The organism is Neobacillus bataviensis LMG 21833 (genome assembly GCF_000307875.1).
GTDB lineage: Bacteria > Bacillota > Bacilli > Bacillales > Cytobacillaceae > Neobacillus > Neobacillus bataviensis.
In genome coordinates this window covers 1-23,053 of record NZ_AJLS01000151.1, presented here as the reverse complement: position 1 = coordinate 23,053, position 23,053 = coordinate 1, and the positions used below count along the sequence as shown (strand labels likewise).

Annotated in this window: 21 protein-coding genes; all 21 read left to right on the top strand. The window is 39.5% G+C overall.

The window, feature by feature from the left end; all coding sequences use genetic code 11:
• The first annotated feature begins 10 nt into the window (after nucleotides 1-10).
• The 21 genes from trmFO to truB all read left to right on the top strand — a co-directional run bounded on the left by trmFO (nucleotide 11) and on the right by truB (nucleotide 22,990).
• Nucleotides 11-1,318, top strand: a complete 1,308-nt coding sequence (gene trmFO, locus BABA_RS23460; protein WP_007087756.1) for an FADH(2)-oxidizing methylenetetrahydrofolate--tRNA-(uracil(54)-C(5))-methyltransferase TrmFO — start codon at nucleotides 11-13, stop codon at nucleotides 1,316-1,318.
• A 252-nt stretch (nucleotides 1,319-1,570) separates the two neighbouring features.
• Complete coding sequence (gene hslV / locus BABA_RS23455) at nucleotides 1,571-2,113, top strand: ATP-dependent protease subunit HslV (protein ID WP_007087755.1); 543 nt, start codon at nucleotides 1,571-1,573, stop codon at nucleotides 2,111-2,113.
• A 21-nt stretch (nucleotides 2,114-2,134) separates the two neighbouring features.
• Nucleotides 2,135-3,538 (top strand): HslU--HslV peptidase ATPase subunit, encoded by a 1,404-nt coding sequence (hslU, locus tag BABA_RS23450; protein WP_007087754.1) that lies wholly within the window; start codon nucleotides 2,135-2,137, stop codon nucleotides 3,536-3,538.
• 51 nt (nucleotides 3,539-3,589) lie between these two features.
• Nucleotides 3,590-4,369, top strand: coding sequence for a GTP-sensing pleiotropic transcriptional regulator CodY (gene codY / locus BABA_RS23445; protein ID WP_007087753.1), 780 nt, complete (start codon nucleotides 3,590-3,592; stop codon nucleotides 4,367-4,369).
• Between the two features lie 196 nt (nucleotides 4,370-4,565).
• A complete protein-coding gene (rpsB, locus tag BABA_RS23440) occupies nucleotides 4,566-5,270 on the top strand; it encodes a 30S ribosomal protein S2 (protein WP_007087752.1) in 705 nt (234 codons plus the stop codon).
• 157 nt (nucleotides 5,271-5,427) lie between these two features.
• Complete coding sequence (gene tsf, locus BABA_RS23435) at nucleotides 5,428-6,312, top strand: translation elongation factor Ts (protein WP_007087751.1); 885 nt, start codon at nucleotides 5,428-5,430, stop codon at nucleotides 6,310-6,312.
• A 169-nt stretch (nucleotides 6,313-6,481) separates the two neighbouring features.
• On the top strand, nucleotides 6,482-7,207 hold the full coding sequence (gene pyrH / locus BABA_RS23430; protein WP_007087750.1) for a UMP kinase: 726 nt from the start codon (nucleotides 6,482-6,484) through the stop codon (nucleotides 7,205-7,207).
• Nucleotides 7,207-7,764 carry a ribosome recycling factor gene (gene frr / locus BABA_RS23425; protein ID WP_007087749.1) on the top strand — a complete coding sequence of 186 codons (558 nt, stop codon included), beginning with the start codon at nucleotides 7,207-7,209 and terminating at the stop codon, nucleotides 7,762-7,764. Before pyrH ends, frr begins: the two co-directional genes overlap by 1 nt.
• Before the next feature lie 222 nt (nucleotides 7,765-7,986).
• Nucleotides 7,987-8,763, top strand: coding sequence for an isoprenyl transferase (locus BABA_RS23420; protein ID WP_007087748.1), 777 nt, complete (start codon nucleotides 7,987-7,989; stop codon nucleotides 8,761-8,763).
• Between the two features lie 27 nt (nucleotides 8,764-8,790).
• Nucleotides 8,791-9,576, top strand: coding sequence for a phosphatidate cytidylyltransferase (locus tag BABA_RS23415; RefSeq protein ID WP_007087747.1), 786 nt, complete (start codon nucleotides 8,791-8,793; stop codon nucleotides 9,574-9,576).
• Between the two features lie 36 nt (nucleotides 9,577-9,612).
• Entirely contained in the window at nucleotides 9,613-10,755 is a 1,143-nt protein-coding gene (gene dxr / locus BABA_RS23410; protein WP_007087746.1) for a 1-deoxy-D-xylulose-5-phosphate reductoisomerase, read from the top strand.
• 18 nt (nucleotides 10,756-10,773) lie between these two features.
• Nucleotides 10,774-12,033, top strand: a complete 1,260-nt coding sequence (rseP, locus tag BABA_RS23405) for an RIP metalloprotease RseP (RefSeq protein ID WP_007087745.1) — start codon at nucleotides 10,774-10,776, stop codon at nucleotides 12,031-12,033.
• A gap of 162 nt (nucleotides 12,034-12,195) precedes the next feature.
• Entirely contained in the window at nucleotides 12,196-16,533 is a 4,338-nt protein-coding gene (locus tag BABA_RS23400; RefSeq protein ID WP_051186076.1) for a PolC-type DNA polymerase III, read from the top strand.
• Between the two features lie 222 nt (nucleotides 16,534-16,755).
• A complete protein-coding gene (rimP, locus tag BABA_RS23395) occupies nucleotides 16,756-17,226 on the top strand; it encodes a ribosome maturation factor RimP (protein ID WP_007087743.1) in 471 nt (156 codons plus the stop codon).
• A gap of 43 nt (nucleotides 17,227-17,269) precedes the next feature.
• Entirely contained in the window at nucleotides 17,270-18,394 is a 1,125-nt protein-coding gene (gene nusA / locus BABA_RS23390; RefSeq protein WP_007087742.1) for a transcription termination factor NusA, read from the top strand.
• A gap of 14 nt (nucleotides 18,395-18,408) precedes the next feature.
• Nucleotides 18,409-18,681 (top strand): RNase P modulator RnpM, encoded by a 273-nt coding sequence (gene rnpM, locus BABA_RS23385; RefSeq protein WP_007087741.1) that lies wholly within the window; start codon nucleotides 18,409-18,411, stop codon nucleotides 18,679-18,681.
• Between the two features lie 9 nt (nucleotides 18,682-18,690).
• The gene (locus tag BABA_RS23380) at nucleotides 18,691-18,993 is read left to right on the top strand and encodes a YlxQ family RNA-binding protein (RefSeq protein ID WP_007087740.1); all 303 of its coding nucleotides are present in this window, start codon (nucleotides 18,691-18,693) and stop codon (nucleotides 18,991-18,993) included.
• A 19-nt stretch (nucleotides 18,994-19,012) separates the two neighbouring features.
• Nucleotides 19,013-21,331: a translation initiation factor IF-2 gene (infB, locus tag BABA_RS23375; protein ID WP_007087739.1), complete on the top strand. Its 2,319-nt coding sequence runs from the start codon at nucleotides 19,013-19,015 to the stop codon at nucleotides 21,329-21,331.
• Nucleotides 21,328-21,609 (top strand): DUF503 domain-containing protein, encoded by a 282-nt coding sequence (locus BABA_RS23370; protein ID WP_007087738.1) that lies wholly within the window; start codon nucleotides 21,328-21,330, stop codon nucleotides 21,607-21,609. Before infB ends, BABA_RS23370 begins: the two co-directional genes overlap by 4 nt.
• A 17-nt stretch (nucleotides 21,610-21,626) precedes the next feature.
• Nucleotides 21,627-21,998, top strand: coding sequence for a 30S ribosome-binding factor RbfA (gene rbfA, locus BABA_RS23365; protein ID WP_007087737.1), 372 nt, complete (start codon nucleotides 21,627-21,629; stop codon nucleotides 21,996-21,998).
• Between the two features lie 74 nt (nucleotides 21,999-22,072).
• Entirely contained in the window at nucleotides 22,073-22,990 is a 918-nt protein-coding gene (truB, locus tag BABA_RS23360; protein ID WP_007087736.1) for a tRNA pseudouridine(55) synthase TruB, read from the top strand.
• Nucleotides 22,991-23,053 lie beyond the last annotated feature (63 nt).

Below are 23,053 nucleotides of genomic sequence, written 5' to 3'. Positions count from 1 at the left end.
GGTTTCTTACGTGAAGGATGTAACAATAAATGTAATCGGTGCTGGTTTAGCAGGAAGTGAAGCAGCATGGCAGATTGCGAAACGTGGCGTAAAGGTACGACTTTATGAGATGCGCCCGATTAAGCAAACGCCCGCGCACCATACAGATAAATTTGCTGAATTGGTTTGCAGTAATTCCTTGCGGGCAAACACATTAACAAATGCGGTTGGGGTACTAAAAGAGGAAATGAGAAGACTTGATTCGGTGATTATTGCTGCGGCTGATGCCTGTGCCGTGCCTGCAGGCGGAGCTCTTGCGGTAGATCGTCACGAATTTGCCGCAAAAGTAACCGAGATGGTCAAAAGTCATGAAAACGTTACAGTAGTAAATGAAGAGGTAACCACTATTCCCGAAGGGCCTACGGTTATTGCTACAGGGCCGCTTACCAGCCCGGATCTCTCCGCCCAGCTTAAGAACTTAACGGGTGAAGATTATCTTTACTTTTATGATGCTGCTGCACCAATTCTTGAAAAAGAAAGCATCAACATGGATAAAGTTTATTTGAAGTCCCGCTATGATAAGGGGGAAGCAGCCTATTTAAATTGCCCGATGACGGAGGAAGAGTTTAATCGTTTTTATGAGGCACTGATTTCTGCTGAGACGGTACCGTTGAAGGAATTTGAGAAGGAAGTCTTTTTTGAAGGTTGCATGCCAATCGAAGTAATGGCATCAAGAGGGCAGAAAACGATGCTGTTTGGACCGTTAAAACCGGTTGGTTTAGAGGATCCGAAAACAGGCAAGAGACCTTTTGCCGTTGTGCAGCTTCGGCAGGATGATGCAGCAGGAACACTATTTAATATTGTTGGATTTCAGACACATTTAAAATGGGGAGCACAAAAGGAAGTTATTCAGTTAATTCCTGGCCTTGAAAACGTAGAAATCATTCGATATGGTGTCATGCACCGAAATACCTTTATTAATTCACCAAAAGTTCTTAAGGCTACATATCAATTCCGTAACCGGGAAGATTTATTTTTTGCTGGACAGATGACCGGGGTGGAAGGTTACGTAGAATCAGCTGCAAGTGGCTTAATCGCCGGGATCAATGCTGCACGATTAGTGGATGGAAGCGAAACTGTTGAATTTCCTGCTGAAACAGCGATTGGCAGTATGGCACGCTATATTACAACAGCCAATCCGGATAATTTTCAGCCAATGAACGCCAATTTTGGTTTATTTCCTGAACTGTCTGTGAAAATAAAGGGGAAGCAGGAAAGGAATTTACAGCATGCAAACCGAGCAATAGAGACAATTCAGAACTTTGTGAAAGTTTTGTAAAATTCGTTGCAAGCAATTTAGAAGTATGTTACGATTTAGTAGCTCTTGTCAGTAAATAGTATGATAAATGTGAATGTTTTATTAAATTTATTTATCTGCTGTTTACAAATTAAGCGGAATTACGCAGAATATACAATTGAACATTACCAACTTGATTTCAGTGATTTCGTTGAACCTACAGAACCTACTTAACCTTTTACATACCATTAGTGTTTTTGAGACTGAGATTACTCCAGAAGGAGGAAGATTAATTTGAATCAATTTCATGCAACAACAATATTTGCAGTCCATCATAACGGCGAATGTGCTATGTCAGGTGATGGCCAAGTGACATTTGGGAATGCAGTTGTGATGAAGCACACAGCAAAAAAGGTAAGAAAGATATTTAATGGTAAAGTATTGGCTGGTTTTGCCGGTTCTGTTGCTGATGCATTTACTCTTTTTGAACTGTTTGAAGGGAAGCTGGAGGAGTATAATGGAAATCTCCAAAGAGCAGCTGTCGAGCTTGCTAAAGAATGGAGAAGCGATAAAATGCTTCGCAAGTTGGAAGCGATGTTAATTGTCATGGATCGTGAAAGCTTGCTGCTTGTTTCCGGAACCGGAGAAGTAATCGAGCCAGATGACGGGATTCTGGCGATTGGCTCGGGTGGAAATTACGCATTAGCTGCCGGCCGTTCATTGAAGAAATATTCCGGAGATCACCTAACTGCCAAAGAAATAGCGAAAGCTTCTTTAGAAATAGCTGCTGAAATATGTGTATACACTAACCACAACATTATCGTTGAAGAGCTATAACGGGAAGGAGACTGAAAAATTATGGGTAAAACAACCAATTTAACCCCCCGTCAAATCGTCGAAAAGCTTGATCAATATATTATCGGTCAGAAGGATGCCAAGAAAGCGGTCGCTGTTGCCTTAAGGAACCGTTATAGAAGAGGCTTATTGAATGAAAAGCTTCGTGAAGAAATTATTCCGAAAAATATATTAATGATTGGGCCGACCGGTGTTGGGAAAACGGAAATTGCTAGAAGAATTGCAAAGCTTGTTGGCGCACCGTTTATAAAGGTTGAGGCGACAAAATTTACCGAAGTAGGCTATGTTGGCCGTGATGTTGAATCAATGGTGAGAGATTTGGCTGAAACTTCCGTTCGATTAGTAAAAGAAGATCGGATGCAAAGTGTGAAGGAACGGTCCGAGGAAAATGCAAACAGCAGACTTGTTGATTTACTAGTTCCGTCTGCTAAAAAGTCGTCCAATTATAAAAACCCGCTCGAAATGTTATTTGGAGGCGGAAATTCGAATACAGAGCAAGAGACACAACAGGAAGATTACTCTGTTCATGAAAAACGAAAAATTGTCAAAGAGCAACTTGCGCTTGGTCAGTTGGAAGATGAAGTTGTTACAGTTGAGGTGGAGGAACAAGCTCCATCCATGTTTGATATGCTCCAAGGGTCAGGTATTGAACAAATGGGTATGAATATGCAGGATGCTCTCAGCAACTTTATGCCGAAAAAGCGGAAAAAGAGAAAATTAACTGTCCGTGAAGCAAGAAATGTGTTAACAAGTGAAGAAGCTGCCAAGCTTATCGATATGGATGAAGTAACGTCTGAAGCCATTTATCGTGCGGAGCAAACAGGGATTATTTTCATTGACGAAATCGATAAGATTGCCAGCAAGAATTCTGGCGGCTCTTCTGCGGATGTTTCAAGAGAAGGCGTTCAAAGGGATATCTTGCCAGTTGTTGAAGGGTCAACAGTGGTAACAAAATATGGTTCAATTAAAACCGACCATGTCTTATTTATTGCTGCCGGGGCCTTCCATATGGCAAAACCATCTGATTTGATACCCGAACTTCAAGGTCGTTTCCCGATTCGTGTAGAACTCACGAAGCTGACTGTTGAAGACTTCTTCAGGATTTTAATTGAGCCGGATAATGCATTAATTAAGCAATATCAAGCATTATTGGAAACAGAAGGTATACAAATTGAATTTTCTGACGATGCTATTCGTAGAATAGCTGAAGTAGCATTCGAAGTGAATCAAAATACTGACAATATTGGTGCCAGACGACTCCATACAATATTAGAAAAGCTTTTAGAAGACCTATCTTTTGAGGCACCCGATATTACAATGGAGAAAATCACTATTACACCAAAGTATGTTGATGATAAACTGGATGCGATTTCTAAAAATAAAGATTTATCCCAATTTATCCTTTAGGAACTAATAAAATTTAATAATGGTTGTAGTTAATTAGGAGGAAGAAACACAATGGATTTACTTACAAAAACGAGAAAAATTAATATTTTATTGCAAAAGGCGGCCGGAAAGCCTGTAAACTTCAAGGAAATGTCAGAAACGTTAAGTGAAACAATTGAAGCGAATGTTTACATTGTCAGCCGCAGAGGGAAATTGCTTGGGTTTTCAATTTATCAACAAATTGAAAACGAAAGAATGAAAAAGATGTTTGAAGACCGTCAATTTCCAGAGGAATATACAAAGGGCTTATTTAATATTCAAGAAACATCATCGAACCTTGACATTGAAAGCCAATATACTGCTTTTCCTGTTGAAAACGATGAATTGTTCCGAGAAGGATTGACCACAATCGTTCCAATTATCGGCGGTGGGGAGCGTCTTGGTACATTAATCCTTGCAAGATTACAAGAAAAATTCCACGATGATGATTTAATCCTTGCTGAATACGGTGCAACGGTAGTTGGTATGGAGATATTACGTGAAAAATCGGAAGAAATTGAAGAAGAAGCAAGAAGCAAAGCGGTTGTTCAAATGGCGATCAGTTCTTTGTCATATAGTGAGCTAGAAGCGATAGAGCATATTTTTGAAGAGTTGAATGGCCATGAAGGCTTGCTCGTTGCTTCCAAAATTGCCGACCGCGTTGGTATTACCCGTTCAGTTATTGTCAATGCGCTTAGAAAACTTGAAAGTGCTGGGGTAATTGAATCACGTTCCCTTGGGATGAAAGGAACGTATATTAAAGTTTTAAATGATAAGTTTTTAATTGAACTTGATAAATTAAGATCTAAATAAAACAAAACCCCCAGTTAATCTGGGGATTTTGTTTTTTTAATAAAAGTAATGCTTGATTGTTATTTTCACATATGCTATATTATTTCATGGTGTTAATACACACGCTTGTTGATTTAAACAGACGGTGCTGTGAACAACAGTTTCTGTTTAAAAATGAAATGAGCGGAGGAAAACAAACCACTAGGAGGAAAAAAACATGTCAGTTATTTCAATGAAGCAATTGCTTGAAGCTGGTGTACATTTCGGACATCAAACTCGCCGTTGGAACCCTAAGATGAAGAAATATATCTTCACTGAGCGTAACGGTATCTACATTATCGACCTTCAAAAAACAGTTAAAAAGGTTGAAGAAGCTTATAACTGGGTAAAGGAACTTGCTGGTAACGGCGGAACAGTTCTTTTTGTTGGTACGAAGAAACAAGCTCAAGATTCTGTTAAAGAAGAAGCAGGCCGTTCAGGTATGTACTATGTGAACCAACGTTGGTTAGGTGGTACATTAACAAACTTTGAAACCATTCAAAAGCGTATTGGCCGCTTAAAAGATATCGAAAGAATGTCTGAAGACGGTACTTTCGAAGTACTGCCTAAGAAAGAAGTAGTACAATTAAAGAAAGAACTAGATCGTCTTGAAAAATTCCTAGGCGGAATCAAAGACATGAAGAAACTTCCTGATGCACTTTTCATCATCGACCCTCGTAAAGAGCGTATCGCTGTTGCTGAAGCAAAGAAATTACACATTCCTATCGTTGGTATCGTTGATACAAACTGTGATCCTGACGAAATCGATGTTGTGATTCCTGCGAATGACGATGCAATCCGTGCAGTTAAACTTCTTACAGGTAAAATGGCAGATGCCATCCTTGAAGCTAAACAAGGTGAAGAAGTACAAGTAGAAGCTTAATTTTATTGATTGAACTCAAAAAAGGTGATAAGAGGGAGACCCTTTATCACCTTTTTTTAAAGAAAACTTGCCGTTATCCGAGATGAAAAATGTTTATCCAGGGCATAGATGGCTAAGATATGAGTATAGTACATAGAATTAAAGGAGGAAGAACATTATGGCAGTTACTGCTCAAATGGTTAAAGAACTACGTGAAAAAACTGGCGCGGGTATGATGGATTGTAAAAAAGCACTCACAGAAACAGATGGTGACATGGAAAAAGCGATTGATTTCTTACGTGAAAAAGGGATTGCAAAGGCTGCAAATAAAGCAGATCGAATTGCTGCTGAAGGTTTAACTTCAATCTTAACAGAAGGCAACGATGCTGTTATTCTTGAAGTTAACTCAGAAACAGACTTCGTTGCGAAAAACGAAGGATTCCAAACGCTTGTTAAGGAACTTGCAGCACACCTTATTAAAAACAAACCTGCAACTGTAGAAGAAGCTACAGCACAAACAATGGAAAACGGCGCAATTGTTGCAGATCACATCAACGCTGCAATTGCGAAAATTGGAGAAAAACTTTCCCTTCGTCGTTTTGCTGTAGTATCTAAAACTGATAATGATGCATTTGGTGCATACCTTCATATGGGTGGACGTATCAGCGTGTTATCAGTTCTTGAAGGTTCTACTGATGCAGATGCTGCTAAAGATATTTCTATGCATATTGCGGCATTAAGACCAAAATATGTTTCTCGTGATCAAGTATCACAAGAAGAAGTTGAGCGCGAGCGTCAAGTATTAACTACTCAAGCCCTTAACGAAGGAAAGCCTGAAAATATTGTTGCTAAAATGGTAGAAGGCCGTCTTGGTAAATACTTTGAAGATGTTTGTGTCCTTGACCAAACTTTCGTGAAAAACCCAGATCAAAAGGTACGTCAATTTGTTGAATCGAAAGGTGCAACATTACGTGAATTCGTACGCTACGAAGTAGGAGAAGGCATCGAAAAACGAGAAGATAACTTCGCAGAAGAAGTTATGAACCAAGTAAATAAACAATAGTCAAATATTCTCTAGCTAAAACTGTTAAGGGAATGTTACTGTAATAGATTTTTGAATAGGGGACACGGTGTGTTCCCTATTTTTAAAGAATAGAAATTTGAGAAATATCTAGCTCCAGCGCCTGAACACGGCGCTTGCACTTTAAAAAATTTACATAATGGAGGTTTATATGAGCGGTCCTAAGTATAAACGCGTGGTTTTAAAATTGAGCGGAGAAGCCCTTGCTGGTGAGTCAAGCTTTGGAATTAAACCTTCTGTCATCAAATCAATTGCAATTCAAGTAAAAGAAATTGCAGAGCTTGGAGTAGAGGTAGCTGTCGTTGTTGGCGGCGGTAATATTTGGCGTGGGAAAATTGGCAGTGAAATGGGTATGGACAGAGCAACAGCGGATTATATGGGGATGCTTGCGACAGTTATGAATTCTTTAGCACTTCAAGATAGTTTGGAGCACTTAGGAATTGAATCACGTGTGCAAACCTCAATTGAAATGCGTCAGGTTGCCGAGCCGTATATTCGCCGCCGCGCTATTAGACATTTAGAGAAACAGCGGGTCGTTATTTTTGCAGCCGGCACGGGTAATCCTTATTTCTCAACAGATACAACGGCTGCACTCCGGGCTGCAGAAATTGATGCTGAGGTTATTTTAATGGCAAAAAATAATGTCGATGGTGTTTATTCGGCAGACCCTCGCATTGATGCAAATGCCACTAAATATGAAGATCTATCATTCCTAGATGTGATTAAGGAAGGATTAGCAGTCATGGATTCAACCGCATCCTCCCTATGTATGGATAATGATATTCCACTTATTGTTTTCTCAATTATGGAACAGGGAAATATTAAAAGAGCCGTTATGGGCGAAAAAATTGGAACAGTCGTTAGGGGGAAAAACTAATGCCAAATCAAGTCATCTCTTCCACAAAAGATCGAATGACAAAAGCGATTCAGTCCTATTCTCGTGAGCTTGCTAGTATCCGTGCTGGCAGAGCGAGTGCTTCATTGCTCGATCGGATTACCGTGGATTATTATGGTGCACCTACTCCTGTAAATCAAATGGCAGGAATCACTACTCCGGAAGCTAGACTAATTGTGATTCAACCATATGATAAATCCATTCTTGGTGATATTGAAAAAGCTATCTTGAAGTCTGATTTAGGATTAAATCCTACGAACGATGGCCAGATTATTCGTATTGCCATTCCACAGCTAACAGAGGAACGACGGAAAGAACTTGTAAAAGTGGTCAAAAAAGAATCTGAAGAAGCTAAAGTTGCGCTCCGTAATATTCGCCGTGATAGCAATGATTCTTTGAAAAAGCTTGAGAAGAATGGTGATATTACAGAGGATGCCCTTCGCGGTTTTTCCGATGATGTTCAAAAGCTGACTGATGAATACATTCAAAAAATCGATCAAATCACTAAAGAAAAAGAAAAAGAAATATTAGAAGTGTAATGGATGTCTAGACCCTCTTTTTAGGGGGTTTTTTTCACTATTTTTGGGTTTTATACATTATTCTTAATTCCTTATTTACTACATAAGTTATTATTAGAGATATCTTCTAGTATTTTTGGTATGATAAAACCAGCTAACTAGAAATACATAGCTGCACCCGAGTTGCACTTGAAAATGATCTATTATCGGAGGAAATGATTAACGAACCTAAGGAGCAATGTTATGTTAAAAAAATTTATACTAGGGAAGAGGCAAAAAACCACTCCCACACTCCGAGATAAAATAGAAAAGATAAATAAGCTGCCTGTTCCTGAACATGTTGCAATTATTATGGATGGTAACGGACGTTGGGCTAAAAAAAGGGCGTTACCGCGTATTGCCGGCCATCATGAAGGGATGAAGGTTGTTCGTAATACAACCATGTTGGCAAATGATCTTGGAATTAAGACCTTAACTTTATACGCCTTTTCAACTGAGAACTGGAAACGACCAAAAAATGAAGTGGAATACATTATGAAGTTGCCAGAGGAATTTCTAGGAACCTTTCTTCCTGAATTAATTAAGAATAATGTTCAAGTAAAAATGATGGGATATAAAGATCAGCTTCCAGTACATACACTTAGAGCAATTGAAAAAGCAATGGAGGAAACCAAATATAATACCGGACTCATTCTAAACTTCGCCTTAAATTATGGAAGCAGAGCTGAGATTCTTGATGCTGTCAAGCAGGTCTTAAATGATAACAAAAATGGTATACTAAAGGAGACGGAGCTTGACGAAAAAGTCTTTTCTTCCTACCTAATGACTGCAAATTACACGGATCCTGACCTATTAATCAGAACCAGTGGTGAAATTCGCTTGAGTAATTTTATGTTGTGGCAGTTAGCTTACTCAGAATTATGGTTTACTGATGTTTTATGGCCGGATTTCAGTGAGGAGCATTTATTAGAAGCCATCGAGGCATTCCAAAATCGTCAGCGGCGGTTTGGAGGAATATAATAAGCAACAAAGGTGTTGAAATAGTATATGAAGCAGAGAATCATAACAGGAGTCGTCGCAGCAGCATTATTTTTGCCAATTGTGTACTATGGCGGGTTTCCACTTATATTACTAACGTATTTTTTAGCAACCGTTGGTTTGTATGAATTAATCAAAATGAAGAATCTTAATATTTTCTCTATACATGGTATACTGTCGATTTTGTTTCTTTGGGTACTTATTTTTCCAGAGAAGTATAGCGATATCTTGGATACCTTTTATTATTCAAAAACAGAACTGTGCATTGTGATCCTGCTATTATTATTGACGTACACAGTGATTACCAAAAATCGTTTTACATTTGAAGATGTCTCTTTTTCCATTCTATCTTCCCTTTATGTAGGAATTGGCTTTTACTTTTTCTTTGAAACAAGAGTGGATGGAGGATTAGTTTATATTTTATATTCCTTATTTATGATTTGGGCAACAGATTCAGGTGCTTATTTTATCGGAAAAGCTTTGGGAAGAAGAAAGCTATGGCCGGAAATCAGCCCCAATAAGACCATTGAAGGATCAATTGGCGGTGTGGTTTGTGCTGTTATTGTAGCAATTCTCTTTGTATTACTTACCGATATAAAAGGGTCAATCATTGCAATAACGATCGTCCTTTCTGTTTTTGGCCAAATTGGCGATCTTGTTCAATCCGCTTTCAAACGTCATTTTAATGTAAAGGATTCAGGGAAAATCTTACCTGGTCATGGTGGTATACTTGACCGCTTTGACAGCCTAATCTTTGTTTGGCCAATATTACACCTATTTCATCTCTGGGGATAATTGGTTTGTTTTTGATTTTTATAGGAGTTGAATGTATTGAAATTAATTAGTTTATTGGGTGCATCAGGATCCGTTGGAACACAGACGCTTGATATTATACGTGAGCATCCTGCGGAATTTAAGTTAGCAACATTTTCTGTAGGGAAAAATATTGATTTGGCACGAAAATTGATTGTAGAATTTAATCCAGAGCTTGTTTCTGTACAAGATTATGGTGACTTTCATACATTAAAAGCAGAATTTCCAAAAACCAGGTTTACCTACGGCAATGAGGGATTGATTGAAGTTGCTGTATATGAAAAGTCGGATATCCTGGTCAATGCCGTACTTGGCAGCGTAGGGCTTCATCCCACCTTACAAGCAATTGAGTCAGGGAAAGAAATAGCTATTGCTAACAAAGAAACACTTGTTACGGCGGGTCATTTAGTAATGGCTGCTGCCAAAAAGAATAATGTACAACTTCTTCCGGTTGATAGTGAGCATTCAGCTATTTTCCAAGCCTTGCAAGGGGAAAAGGATAAAAATATTGAAAGATTAATTTTAACAGCATCTGGTGGAAGTTTTCGCGATAAAACGCGTGAAGAGTTAGAAAATGTCACTGTCGAAGATGCTTTAAACCACCCAAATTGGTCGATGGGTGCGAAAATTACTATTGATTCTGCCACGATGATGAACAAAGGATTAGAGGTCATTGAGGCCCATTGGCTTTTTCAAATGCCGTATGAAAAAATTAATGTATTGCTACATAAAGAAAGCATTATCCATTCGATGGTTGAATTTCATGACTCAAGCATCATCGCGCAGCTTGGAACACCAGATATGAGAGTGCCAATCCAATATGCACTCACGTACCCTGATCGCTTGCCGCGGTTGGCCGCAAATCGATTAGATTTAGCAAGTGTAGGAAAACTGCATTTTGAGGAAATGGATGTAAACAGATTCCGTTGCTTGCAGTTTGCTTATATGGCCGGGAAAAAAGGCGGAACAATGCCGACGGTTTTGAATGCGGCAAACGAAGTCGCTGTAGCAGCATTTTTGGAAGGTAAGATTCGTTTCTTGCAGATTGAAGATTTGATTGAAAAGGCATTAAACACTCATCAAACCATTGAACATCCTAGTTTGATGACGATAGAAGAGGTAGATAAAGAAACGAGACAGTTTGTACATTCACTTCTATAAAAAAGGGTGGTTTTATTATTGACTACAGTTATTGCCTTTATTGTGATTTTTGGCGCACTCGTTTTCTTTCATGAGTTAGGACATTTTATTTTCGCTAAAAGAGCAGGTATTCTTTGTCGTGAATTTGCGATTGGTATGGGGCCTAAAGTGTTCACCCATAAGAAAGGTGAAACTACCTATACGATTCGCTTATTACCAATTGGCGGCTTTGTTCGTATGGCCGGTGAAGATCCGGAAATGGTTGAAATCAAGCCAGGATATCGAATTGGATTATTACTGGGTAATGATAATATGGTAAATAAGATTATTTTAAACAATAAAGAAAAATATCCACATTGCCGTATTGTTGAAGTGGAGTATGCTGATATCGAAAAGGATTTAATCATTAAGGGATATCCGGAAGATGAGAATGAAAGTTTACAGACTTTTAGAATCGATCCTAAAGCAGTTATTGTAGAAAATGGGATTGAATCTCAAATCGCACCCATCGATCGTCAATTTGGCTCAAAGACCTTGCCACAACGGTTTTTGGCAATTTTCGCCGGACCGGCAATGAACTTTGTTCTTGCTTTTGTTGTTTTTATTATTATCGCTTTATTACAAGGCGTACCATCGAATGATCCCAAATTGGGTGTGATAACCCCTGACGGTGCTGCCAAAGCTGCAGGCCTTCATGAGGGGGATATTGTTCAAAGCATTAACGGTTCTGAAATTTCCAGCTGGTCAGATGTTGTTGAAATCATTCGTGAAAGTCCAAATAAAAAACTTGATTTCTTGGTCATTCGTGATGGAAAAGAAAGTGAGATTCAAGTAACACCGCTTGAAAAGACAGTCGAGGGAAAGAAAATGGGGATTATTGGCGTCTATAGCCCTGTTGAAAAGTCACCGGTTCAAGCCATTAAGTCCGGTTTCACCGAAACCTATTTCTGGACGAAGCAAATATTTGTCATGCTTGGAAAATTGGTCACCGGTCAATTTTCAATCGATGCCCTGTCAGGACCAGTTGGAATTTATAATTCAACTGCGGAAGTAGCGAAATCGGGTATTTATTATTTAATGAAATGGGCAGGGATCTTAAGTATTAACCTTGGGATTATGAATTTATTACCCATTCCTGCACTTGACGGCGGCAGATTGATGTTCTTTGCGGTTGAGGCAGTCAGAGGGAAGCCAATTGACCGCCAAAAGGAAGGGATGGTTCATTTTATCGGATTTGCCCTTCTCATGCTGTTGATGCTGGTCGTCACATGGAACGATATTCAGAGGTTTTTCCTTTAAAAGAAGAATAATTTTACCGCCTATTTGGGATCGCTGCCGCGATCCCATTTATTTTTTCATAACAAAAATGGATAAAGGTTTCTGTCGAATTAAACCGAATCATCGTGTATCATATGATATAATTAAATTTTGATATAAGTAATATTATAGATTTTTGAATAGATGGGAGAGAGACTCTTGAGCGAACATGCCCTTGGCAATAAAGAGCGATTCCAACTCTTGCTCCAGCAGCTGCAATTGATTGAGGATGCTGTAGTGGTACATTTCAACAATGCACAAATAGAAAGGCTTCAAGTTGAAAAAAAAGCAAGGAAGTGGCATTTTCAGTTTTTATTTGAGAAAATCATTCCTTTTAATGTTTATCTTAAGTTTACAACACAGCTAGAAAGAACCTTTACGAATATTGCCTCCATTTCATATGATATGAATGTAATGGATCAAGCCTTTACACCCGAATTATTAAAAGAATATTGGAGCTTTTGTATCCAGCAAATTGATGGGATTTCGCCGCCGCTATTAAAGCTGCTTAACGAACAAATGCCGGATGTCAATGGGAACAAGCTGACAGTTAGCGTGAGAAATGATGCAGAAGGTCTAGCATTAAAACGGAAATATGGCCCTGTTATTGGCGACATTTATCAATCCTTTGGTTTTCCGTTGCTTGCGATCGAGACAGACATAAAAAGCGAAGAAAAAAATGAGGAATATGAGCAATTTTTACTTGCCAAACAAAAGGAAGACCAGGAACGTGGCTTATTGGCTATGGTTGAGATGCAAAAGAAAGAAGCGGAAAAGGAACACTCGGGTGAAATACCGGAGGGTCCACTCACAATTGGCTTAACGATTAAAGATGATAGCGACTTCCGTAGTTTAATTGATATTGTCGATGAAGAACGAAGGGTTGCAGTAGAAGGATATATTTTTAATGCCGAGATAAGAGAGTTAAGAAGCGGCCGTTCACTGCTAACCTTTAAGATTACCGATTACACCAGCTCCATCATGGTGAAAATGTTCTCTAGAGATAAGGAGGATGCCGCCCTATTCCAGCTTGTGAAAAAAGGAATGTGGGTGAAGGTACGCGGGAGCATCCAGAATGATACCTTCGTCCGTGACCTTGTCATGATTGGAAATGATATTAATGAAATCAAGCCGGTTGGACGTAAGGATACAGCACCGGATGATGAAAAACGGGTTGAGCTGCATCTTCACACCCCAATGAGTCAAATGGATGCGGTAACGCCAGTAAGTACCTTAATCGCTCAGGCGAAAAAGTGGGGTCATAAGGCAATTGCAGTGACAGATCATGCCGGAGCGCAATCCTTTCCTGAAGCATATGGTGCGGGAAAAAAGAATGATATCAAAATTCTTTATGGAGTTGAGGTAAATCTTGTCGATGACGGGGTGCCAATCGCCTACAACGATGCCCATCGTTTACTTGCAGAGGATACTTTCGTTATTTTTGACGTGGAAACAACTGGACTTTCTGCCGTATATAATACGATTATCGAACTTGCAGCCGTAAAGGTGAAGGACGGGGAAATCATTGATCGATTTGAGTCATTTGCGAATCCGCATCATCGGCTGTCCGCCACAACCATCAATTTAACGGGTATAACAGATGATATGGTTCAAACTGCGCCAGAGGTGGATGAGGTAATAAGGGATTTCCATGATTGGATAGGAGACGCAGTTTTGGTAGCCCATAATGCATCCTTTGATATGGGGTTTCTAAATGTTGGCTATAAAAAGATTGGATTGGAGAAGGCGGAAAATCCCGTCATTGATACACTTGAGCTTGGACGATTCCTCTATCCAGAAATGAAAAACCATCGCTTAAATACACTGACTAAGAAGTTTGATATCGAATTAACCCAGCATCACCGTGCCATTTATGATGCGGAAGCAACGGGCTATTTACTCTTAAAAATGCTAAAAGATGCCCTTGAAAAGGGAATTGAATATCATGATGAATTTAACGATAATATGGGAAAAGGGAATGCCTATCAACGAGCTCGCCCCTATCATTGCACGCTTTTAGCACAAAATGAACATGGCTTAAAAAACTTATTTAAACTTGTTTCGATCTCCCATATTGAGTATTTTTATAGAGTTCCGAGAATCCCGAGATCGGTTCTCCAAAAATACCGCGATGGCATTCTTGTTGGTTCAGCATGTAACAAGGGTGAAGTATTTGAAGGGATGATGCAAAAGTCACCTGAAGAGGTAGAGGCGCATGCCCGCTTTTACGACTATCTTGAGGTCATGCCAAAAGAAGTTAATGCGCCATTAATTGAAATGGAATTAGTCCGCGATGAAAAAGCGATGGAAGATATTATTAGTAAAATTGTGATTCTTGGCGATAAATTAGGCCTGCCTGTCGTCGCAACGGGAAATGTCCATTATTTAAATGAAAACGATAAAATCTATCGAAAAATCTTAGTTAACTCACAAGGTGGGGCGAACCCGCTAAACCGCCATGAACTGCCGGACGTTCATTTCCGCACAACCAATGAGATGCTCGATGCTTTTTCTTTTTTGGGAGCGGAAAAGGCAAAGGAAATCGTGGTTACTAATACGAATAAAGTTGCCGATATGGTGGAGAACATTAAACCTATTAAAGACGATTTATATACACCGAAAATTGAAGGCGCAGAAGAAGAGATGCGCCAAATGAGTTATGAAATGGCCCATAAAATTTATGGTGAACCGCTTCCGGAAATTGTGGAAGCTCGTTTAGAAAAAGAACTTAAAAGTATCATCGGGCATGGATTTGCGGTAATTTATTTAATTTCCCATAAACTTGTAAAAAAATCACTTGATGATGGTTACCTGGTTGGATCGCGGGGATCTGTCGGCTCGTCATTGGTTGCCACGATGACGGAAATTACCGAGGTTAACCCATTGCCGCCACATTATGTATGCCCAATATGTAAGCAATCCGAGTTCTTCAACGATGGATCAGTTGGCTCTGGATTTGATCTACCTGATAAAGATTGTCCCAATTGTGGGGAAAAATACCGGAAGGATGGACACGATATTCCATTTGAAACCTTTCTCGGTTTTAAAGGGGACAAGGTACCCGATATTGATTTGAACTTTTCGGGGGAGTACCAGCCGCGTGCCCATAACTATACGAAGGTTCTATTTGGAGAAGATAAAGTATTTCGAGCAGGGACAATCGGTACGGTTGCCGATAAAACAGCATTCGGTTATGTAAAAGCCTATCAGCAGGATAATAATTTGCAAATGCGGAATGCAGAAGTAGAACGACTCGCATCAGGCTGTACTGGTGTAAAAAGAACGACTGGTCAGCACCCAGGTGGTATTATAGTTATCCCTGATTACATGGATGTTTATGATTTTTCACCGATTCAATTCCCTGCAGATGATCGAAATTCCGAATGGAAAACAACCCATTTTGATTTCCATTCCATCCATGATAATGTTCTGAAGCTTGATATTCTGGGCCATGATGATCCGACCGTGATTCGGATGCTTCAAGATCTTAGTGGAATTGACCCAAAAACAATTCCAACAGACGACCCTGAAGTCATGAAGATTTTTAGCAATACCGAATCCCTTGGGGTAACGGAACAACAAATCATGTGTAAAACAGGTACACTGGGTATCCCAGAGTTTGGGACTAGATTTGTTCGGCAAATGCTTGAAGATACGAAACCGACTACATTCTCAGAACTTGTCCAGATTTCCGGTCTGTCGCACGGTACCGATGTTTGGCTCGGGAATGCCCAAGAATTAATTCATAATAGAATTTGTAATCTTAGTGAAGTTATCGGTTGTCGTGATGATATCATGGTTTACTTGATCTATCAGGGTCTCGATCCTTCTTTTGCTTTTAAAATTATGGAATCTGTCCGTAAAGGTAAAGGCCTGAGCGAAGAAATGGAAGCGGAAATGCGAAAAAATGAGGTACCGGAATGGTATATTGACTCCTGTAAAAAGATTAAATATATGTTCCCGAAGGCGCACGCAGCAGCGTATGTATTAATGGCTGTAAGGATTGCTTATTTTAAAGTTCATCTTCCACTTTTATATTATGCAGCCTACTTTACGGTCCGGGCAGAGGATTTCGATATTGAAACCATGTCAAGAGGCGGAGAGGCGATTCGCGCAAAAATAGAAGAAATTAATGCAAAAGGTCTTGAGGTATCAAATAAAGAGAAAAACCTGTTAACTGTGCTTGAATTGGCACTTGAAATGACCGAAAGAGGTTTTGTATTCCAAAACTATGATCTCTATCACTCAGATGCATCGGAATTTATCATTGATGGAAATTCCCTAATCCCTCCGTTTAATTCCATCCCTGGTTTGGGAACAAATGCGGCCTATAATATCGTAAAGGCTAGAGGAGATGGTGAATTTTTATCAAAAGAAGATCTGCAGCAACGCGGTAAAGTATCTAAGACCATACTTGAATATTTGGACAAACAGGGCTGCTTAAAATCACTTCCTGAGCAAAATCAGCTGTCTTTGTTTTAAGTGAGAATCCCGTTAGCAAAGCGCTTCTGTATTGGTTGCATTTGCATATATATTATGGTTATGGTATAGTTTTATTGGAAATACTAAGAAATACTCTCGTGTTCAAGAGTGGGGAAACCCACTCTTTCGTCTTTGTTATAAAGGTTTTTGATGAGTAAATTGATAAAACTTTCCGTGAACTACATAGAATATGGGTGAAATAGTTCGTAAAGGAGGGAAAGCATGAGCAAAGTAACGGAAGTTGTAGAAGAACTGGCGACACCAATTTTTCAAGAGCTTGGTCTGGAATTAGTTGATATTGAGTATGTAAAGGAAGGAAAAAGCTGGTTCCTTCGTGTTTATATTGATAAAGATACTGGTGTGGATATTGAGGATTGCGGTTTAGTTAGTGAGCGGCTAAGTGAAAAACTCGATGAGATTGACCCGATTCCCCATAACTACTTTCTTGAAGTGTCTTCTCCAGGTGCCGAGCGTCCATTAAAAAAAGAAAAAGATTTCGAAAAGGCAATCGGTAAAAATGTTTTTATTAAAACCTATGAACCGATTAATGGTGAAAAAAGCTTCGAGGGGACTTTACTTGAATTTGATGGTCAACTTGTCAAAATTGAAGTTAAGATTAAGACACGCAAAAAAATGATTGATATTCCATTTGAAAAAGTAGCGAATGCACGACTTGCGGTTATTTTTTCGTAGAGAAAAAAATAAAAATTGAAGAAGATTAGGGGGATACAAGGAAATGAGCAGCGAATTATTAGATGCTCTTACAATTCTGGAAAGAGAGAAAGGTATTTCCAGGGACATTTTAATTGATGCAATTGAGGCGGCACTGGTATCAGCATACCGCCGTAATTTTAATCAGGCACAAAATGTCCGCATCGACATGAATTTACAAGCCGGTTCAATGCGGGTTTTTGCCAGAAAAGAAGTGGTGGATCAGGTATTTGACCCACGTCTTGAAATATCTTTGGAAGATGCTGTGCGTATTAATCCGAATTACCAAGTAGAAGATGTTGTCGAAATGGAAGTAACGCCAAAAGATTTCGGCAGGATTGCAGCGCAAACAGCTAAACAAGTTGTAACCCAGCGTGTAAGAGAAGCTGAAAGAGGAATTATTTATTCTGAATTTATCGATCGTGAAGAAGATATCATGACGGGTATTGTCCAAAGGTTAGATTCTAAATTTATTTATGTCAGCCTTGGAAAAATAGAAGCATTATTACCGGTTAATGAACAAATGCCTAATGAACGATATAAGCCGCATGATCGAATCAAGGTATTTATTACAAAGGTTGAAAAAACCACAAAAGGTCCGCAAATTTTCGTATCACGAACCCATCCAGGATTATTAAAACGTTTATTTGAAATAGAAGTGCCTGAAATTTACGATGGCACAGTAGAAATTAAATCAGTAGCACGTGAAGCTGGCGACCGTTCGAAGATTTCCGTTCATTCAGATAATCAAGAGGTTGATCCTGTTGGTTCATGTGTTGGACCAAAAGGTACTCGGGTTCAAGCGGTGGTCAATGAATTAAAGGGTGAAAAAATTGATATTGTGAAGTGGTCTGACGATCCTGTTGTTTTTGTGGCTAATTCACTGAGTCCTTCTAAAGTTCTTGATGTAATGGTGAACGAAAATGAAAAAGCAACAACAGTCGTTGTCCCAGATTATCAGCTTTCATTGGCAATCGGGAAGCGGGGACAAAACGCCCGCCTTGCTGCGAAATTAACAGGCTGGAAAATTGACATCAAATCGGAAGCGGAAGCACGTGAACTAGGAATTTATCCACGTGAAGAAACCATTAGGCTGTTTGATGATCAGGTTGATACCGATTTTGATTATGAAGATGGGATAGACGATTAGGTGAGGTGAAACGTGTGAACACTAGAAAAAAAGTTCCAATGCGCAAATGTGTGGCTACCGGTGAAATGAAACCGAAAAAAGAACTCGTTCGCATCGTTCGCTCTAAAGAAGGCGACGTATCCATCGATTTGACAGGGAAAAAGTCCGGAAGAGGCGCCTACCTTTCAAGGGACAAAGAAGCAGTTTTACTAGCCAAGAAAAAAAACACCTTATCAAATCTTTTAGAGGTTTCGATTAATGATTCTATTTATGAAGAACTACTTGAGCTATTAGAGAAGGAGAACTGACAATCCAACATGAAACAAAATCAATGGATGTCATTACTTGGCTTGGCCAATCGAGCGCGTAAAATCATATCAGGTGAAGAGCTTGCCGTTAAAGAAATACGGAACGGAAAGGCGAAGCTCGTTTTATTAGCCGCAGATGCGTCTGACAATACGACTAAAAAAATTTCAGATAAATGTAATTCCTATCAGGTTCCATTAAAAAAGGTGGAAAATCGCCATCTTCTTGGTCAAGCAATTGGCAAAGAAGCCCGCGTTGTTGTAGCTGTTTTGGATGATGGATTTGCAAAAAAACTGGTAACGTTGCTCGATTAAATCTAGCGGGGGTGAAATAATGAGTAAAATCCGTGTTTATGAATACGCAAAGAAACACAATATATCAAGTAAAGAAATTATCAATAAATTAAAAGAAATGAATATAGAGGTCTCCAATCATATGGCAACAATAGAAGATGCAGATATTAAAAAACTTGATGCAGCCTATAATAAAAAAGAAACAACTCCATCACAACAAAAACCGAATAATACTGGTTCACAGAACCGCACCAATGCGCGCCCTGCAGGACAGCAAAATCGTCCTAATCAGAGTCGCCCGGTTCAGTCATCAACTAAGAAACCTCAAGTGCAGTCCAAAACACCTAAAGCATTTGAGGAGGCAGCAGATAAAAATACTGCTCCAAGCAAGGTAAAGGTTGTCTCACCACCAAAAAAGGTTGAAGGCAAAAAGCAAAACCAGGAATCTCAATCAAAAGAAAATAAAGTGTTTAATAATGCTGATAAGGCAAAGGCAAGACCTTTTAATAATTACCAAAATCGTAATAACAATCATAATAATAAAAAGAAAAAATCTCATACACCTGTACAGCAAACTCAGCCTGTGAAGAGAAAAGAAAAAGAGCTTCCGGCTAAAATTACCTTTAGTGAATCTCTAACAGTGGGAGAGCTAGCGAAAAAGATCTACCGTGAACCTTCTGAAATCATTAAAAAGCTCTTTTTACTTGGGGTAATGGCAACCATAAATCAAGTTTTAGACAAAGATGCAATTGAATTGATCGCCGGTGAGTACGGAGTTGAGGTTGAAGAAGAAATTAAGATTGATACAACGGATCTTGAAGTTTACTTTACAGAAGATTCAGCTGAATCTCTAGTTGAAAGACCTTCAGTTGTTACCATCATGGGGCATGTTGACCACGGTAAAACTACATTACTCGATTCAATTCGAAACACGAAGGTAACCGAAGGAGAAGCTGGTGGGATTACACAGCATATCGGTGCCTATCAAGTAGTTGAAAACGGAAAGAAAATTACTTTCCTTGATACACCAGGACATGCTGCGTTTACAACCATGCGTGCACGTGGTGCAAAAATTACCGATATTACCATTCTTGTTGTTGCTGCTGATGACGGTGTTATGCCACAAACGGTTGAAGCAATTAACCATGCTAAGGCTGCCGAGGTTCCAATTATTGTTGCTGTTAATAAAATGGATAAAGAAGCTGCAAATGCCGATCGTGTTATGCAGGAATTGACAGAGCACGGATTAGTAGCAGAAGCATGGGGTGGGGATACTATTTTTGTGCCGCTTTCCGCAAAAACAGGCGAAGGAATTGATAACCTGCTTGAAATGATCCTTCTTGTTGGTGAAGTAGAGGAATATAAAGCAAATCCTAAACGCAAGGCTGTTGGAACCGTTATTGAAGCACAATTAGACAAGGGACGCGGTTCAGTTGCAACCTTGCTTGTACAAAACGGTACTCTTAAAATTGGTGATCCAATTGTTGTGGGGAATACCCATGGTCGAGTTCGGGCAATGGTGAATGACAAAGGCCGCCGTGTAAAAGAGGCAGAGCCGTCCACTCCCGTTGAAATTACTGGACTAAGTGATGTTCCGCAGGCCGGAGATCGTTTTGTAGTATTTGAGGATGAGAAAACAGCCCGCCAAGTTGGGGAAGCACGTGCTGGGCAAGCATTAGCTGCACAACGTGGTGAAAAATCTATCGTTAGTTTAGAAAATCTATTTGAACAATTGAAGCAAGGTGAAATGAAGGATCTGAACATCATCTTAAAAGCGGATGTTCAAGGTTCAGCTGAAGCCGTTGCAGCTTCCTTGAAAAAAATAGATGTCCAAGGTGTTAATATCAAAATCATTCACAGTGGTGCAGGTGCGATTAATGAATCGGATATCTCCCTTGCTGCTGCTTCAAATGCGATTGTTATCGGCTTTAATGTTCGACCGGATGTAAATGCGAAACGTGCTGCAGAGGCGGAAAAAGTGGATGTCCGTCTTCACAGAATTATTTATAAAGTAATCGAAGAGATTGAAGCCGCAATGAAAGGGATGCTTGATCCAGAGTTTGCAGAAAAAATTATTGGTCAAGCAGAAATCCGTCAAACCTTCAAGGTGTCAAAGGTCGGAACGATTGCGGGATCATATGTAACGGATGGTAAAATTACCCGTGATAGCGGTATTCGCTTAATTCGTAATGGGGTTGTCATATTTGAAGGCCAAATTGATGCCTTAAAACGTTTTAAAGACGATGCTAAAGAAGTGGCACAAGGCTATGAATGTGGAATAACCATTAAAAACTTTAATGATGTTAAAGAAGGAGATATCATTGAAGCATATGTAATGGAAGAAATTGAACGGAAATGATTGTCGGTATAGTGGAATGTGAGTGTATGATTTATGATGCGCATTCTTTAAAAGAGAAGCGGGCTGTTTTGCAGCGAATTCTTACTCGGTTAAAGCAGAAATTTAATGTATCCGTGGCAGAGGTGGATTATCAGGATGTATGGCAAAGAACGAAAATAGCCATTGCTGTCGTTACCTCTTCAAAGGTTTCCACGGAGCATGAATTGCAAAATGCATTAAAACTAATCGACTCATTTCCAGAAATAGAAAGAACAATCACCGAGATTGATTGGCTTTAACTTAAGAGGTGAATGTATTGAGCCACAGAGCAAATCGTGTTGGAGAACAAATGAAAAAAGAACTTAGTGACATCATCGGTCGTAAAATTAAAGATCCACGGATCGGCTTTGTGACGGTTACTGACGTTCAAGTAACAGGAGATCTACAACAAGCAAAAGTGTTTATATCTGTATTAGGTGATGACGAGCAAAAGGAGAATACCTTAAAAGGCCTGGCAAAAGCTAAAGGCTTTATTAGGACAGAAATTGGCCATCGTATTCGACTGCGGAAAACACCGGAAATTATTTTCGAATGGGATGAATCCATCAATTATGGAAATCACATTGAAACGCTTCTTCATCAATTGCATACGGATGACAAACCGTTGGAAAAGAACGAGGAAGAATAATATCTTATGAAAAGTGGATAGACAACCGTCTATCCATTTTTTTCGATAAAACTATAGTGTTAGGAGATTTTATCTTGGAAGGGATATTACCGCTATTTAAGCCTGCTGGGTTAACCTCGCACGATTGTGTTTTTAAGTTAAGAAAGATTTTGAAAACGAAGAAGGTAGGACATACAGGGACACTCGATCCTGATGTGACCGGTGTTCTGCCTATTTGCGTTGGGAAAGCAACGAAGGTTGCTGAGTACATAACGGATGCCGGAAAAGCTTACGAGGGGGAAGTGACTCTTGGCTTTTCAACAACAACTGAAGACGCTTCAGGTGAGGTTGTTGAAAGGAAATCGGTTGATCGAATTATTTCTCGAGATGAAATCATGGAGATACTAAAATCACTTACAGGCGAAATCGAACAAACTCCTCCTATGTTTTCAGCTGTAAAAGTGGGAGGGGTGCGGCTTTACGAATATGCAAGAAAAGGAATGGTTGTTGAACGTCCTACAAGAATAGTAACCATCTATTCAATTGAGCTGCTTGACGATAGGGAGCATTTTCTAGGGGAGGAAATTTCATTTCGCTTTAAAGTGAGTTGCAGTAAAGGAACGTACATTCGTACGTTGGCGGTCATGATTGGCGAACGTCTTGGCTTCCCAGCCCATATGTCTAATTTGCAAAGAGTTCAATCTGCAACATTTTCTTTGGAGGATTGTTTAACGTTTGAAGAAATAGAACAACATATGGCAGCAGGCACGATTTCAAGTGTGTTAAAACCGCTAGAAACAGCTCTTTCTCATTTGCCGAAATTACTGATTAATGATAAAGTAGCAGAGAAAGTAAAAAATGGTGCACTATTACCTATACCAGAACAATTAGAAAATATTAACGGACCCATTATCGCTGAAACGAACGAAGGTTTCGCTCTTGCTATTTATTCAAAACATCCAAGCAAGCCCGGACTTTTTAAACCAGTTAAAGTGTTGAGAAATGACCAATAATAAGAAAAGCGCAAGCGCCCTGGTCAGCGGCGTATGGCCTGGAGCGCTCCAACTGAGATAAAG

Excerpts from the sequence above, each read along its gene's own strand:
- hslU (WP_007087754.1), top strand. The coding sequence starts at position 2,135 with ATGGGTAAAACAACCAATTTAACCCCCCGTCAAATCGTCGAAAAGCTT.
- codY (WP_007087753.1), top strand. The coding sequence starts at position 3,590 with ATGGATTTACTTACAAAAACGAGAAAAATTAATATTTTATTGCAAAAG.
- rpsB (WP_007087752.1), top strand. The coding sequence starts at position 4,566 with ATGTCAGTTATTTCAATGAAGCAATTGCTTGAAGCTGGTGTACATTTC.
- tsf (WP_007087751.1), top strand. The coding sequence starts at position 5,428 with ATGGCAGTTACTGCTCAAATGGTTAAAGAACTACGTGAAAAAACTGGC.
- pyrH (WP_007087750.1), top strand. The coding sequence starts at position 6,482 with ATGAGCGGTCCTAAGTATAAACGCGTGGTTTTAAAATTGAGCGGAGAA.
- frr (WP_007087749.1), top strand. The coding sequence starts at position 7,207 with ATGCCAAATCAAGTCATCTCTTCCACAAAAGATCGAATGACAAAAGCG.
- BABA_RS23420 (WP_007087748.1), top strand. The coding sequence starts at position 7,987 with ATGTTAAAAAAATTTATACTAGGGAAGAGGCAAAAAACCACTCCCACA.
- BABA_RS23415 (WP_007087747.1), top strand. The coding sequence starts at position 8,791 with ATGAAGCAGAGAATCATAACAGGAGTCGTCGCAGCAGCATTATTTTTG.
- BABA_RS23400 (WP_051186076.1), top strand. The coding sequence starts at position 12,196 with ATGGGAGAGAGACTCTTGAGCGAACATGCCCTTGGCAATAAAGAGCGA.
- rimP (WP_007087743.1), top strand. The coding sequence starts at position 16,756 with ATGAGCAAAGTAACGGAAGTTGTAGAAGAACTGGCGACACCAATTTTT.
- nusA (WP_007087742.1), top strand. The coding sequence starts at position 17,270 with ATGAGCAGCGAATTATTAGATGCTCTTACAATTCTGGAAAGAGAGAAA.
- BABA_RS23380 (WP_007087740.1), top strand. The coding sequence starts at position 18,691 with ATGAAACAAAATCAATGGATGTCATTACTTGGCTTGGCCAATCGAGCG.
- infB (WP_007087739.1), top strand. The coding sequence starts at position 19,013 with ATGAGTAAAATCCGTGTTTATGAATACGCAAAGAAACACAATATATCA.
- BABA_RS23370 (WP_007087738.1), top strand. The coding sequence starts at position 21,328 with ATGATTGTCGGTATAGTGGAATGTGAGTGTATGATTTATGATGCGCAT.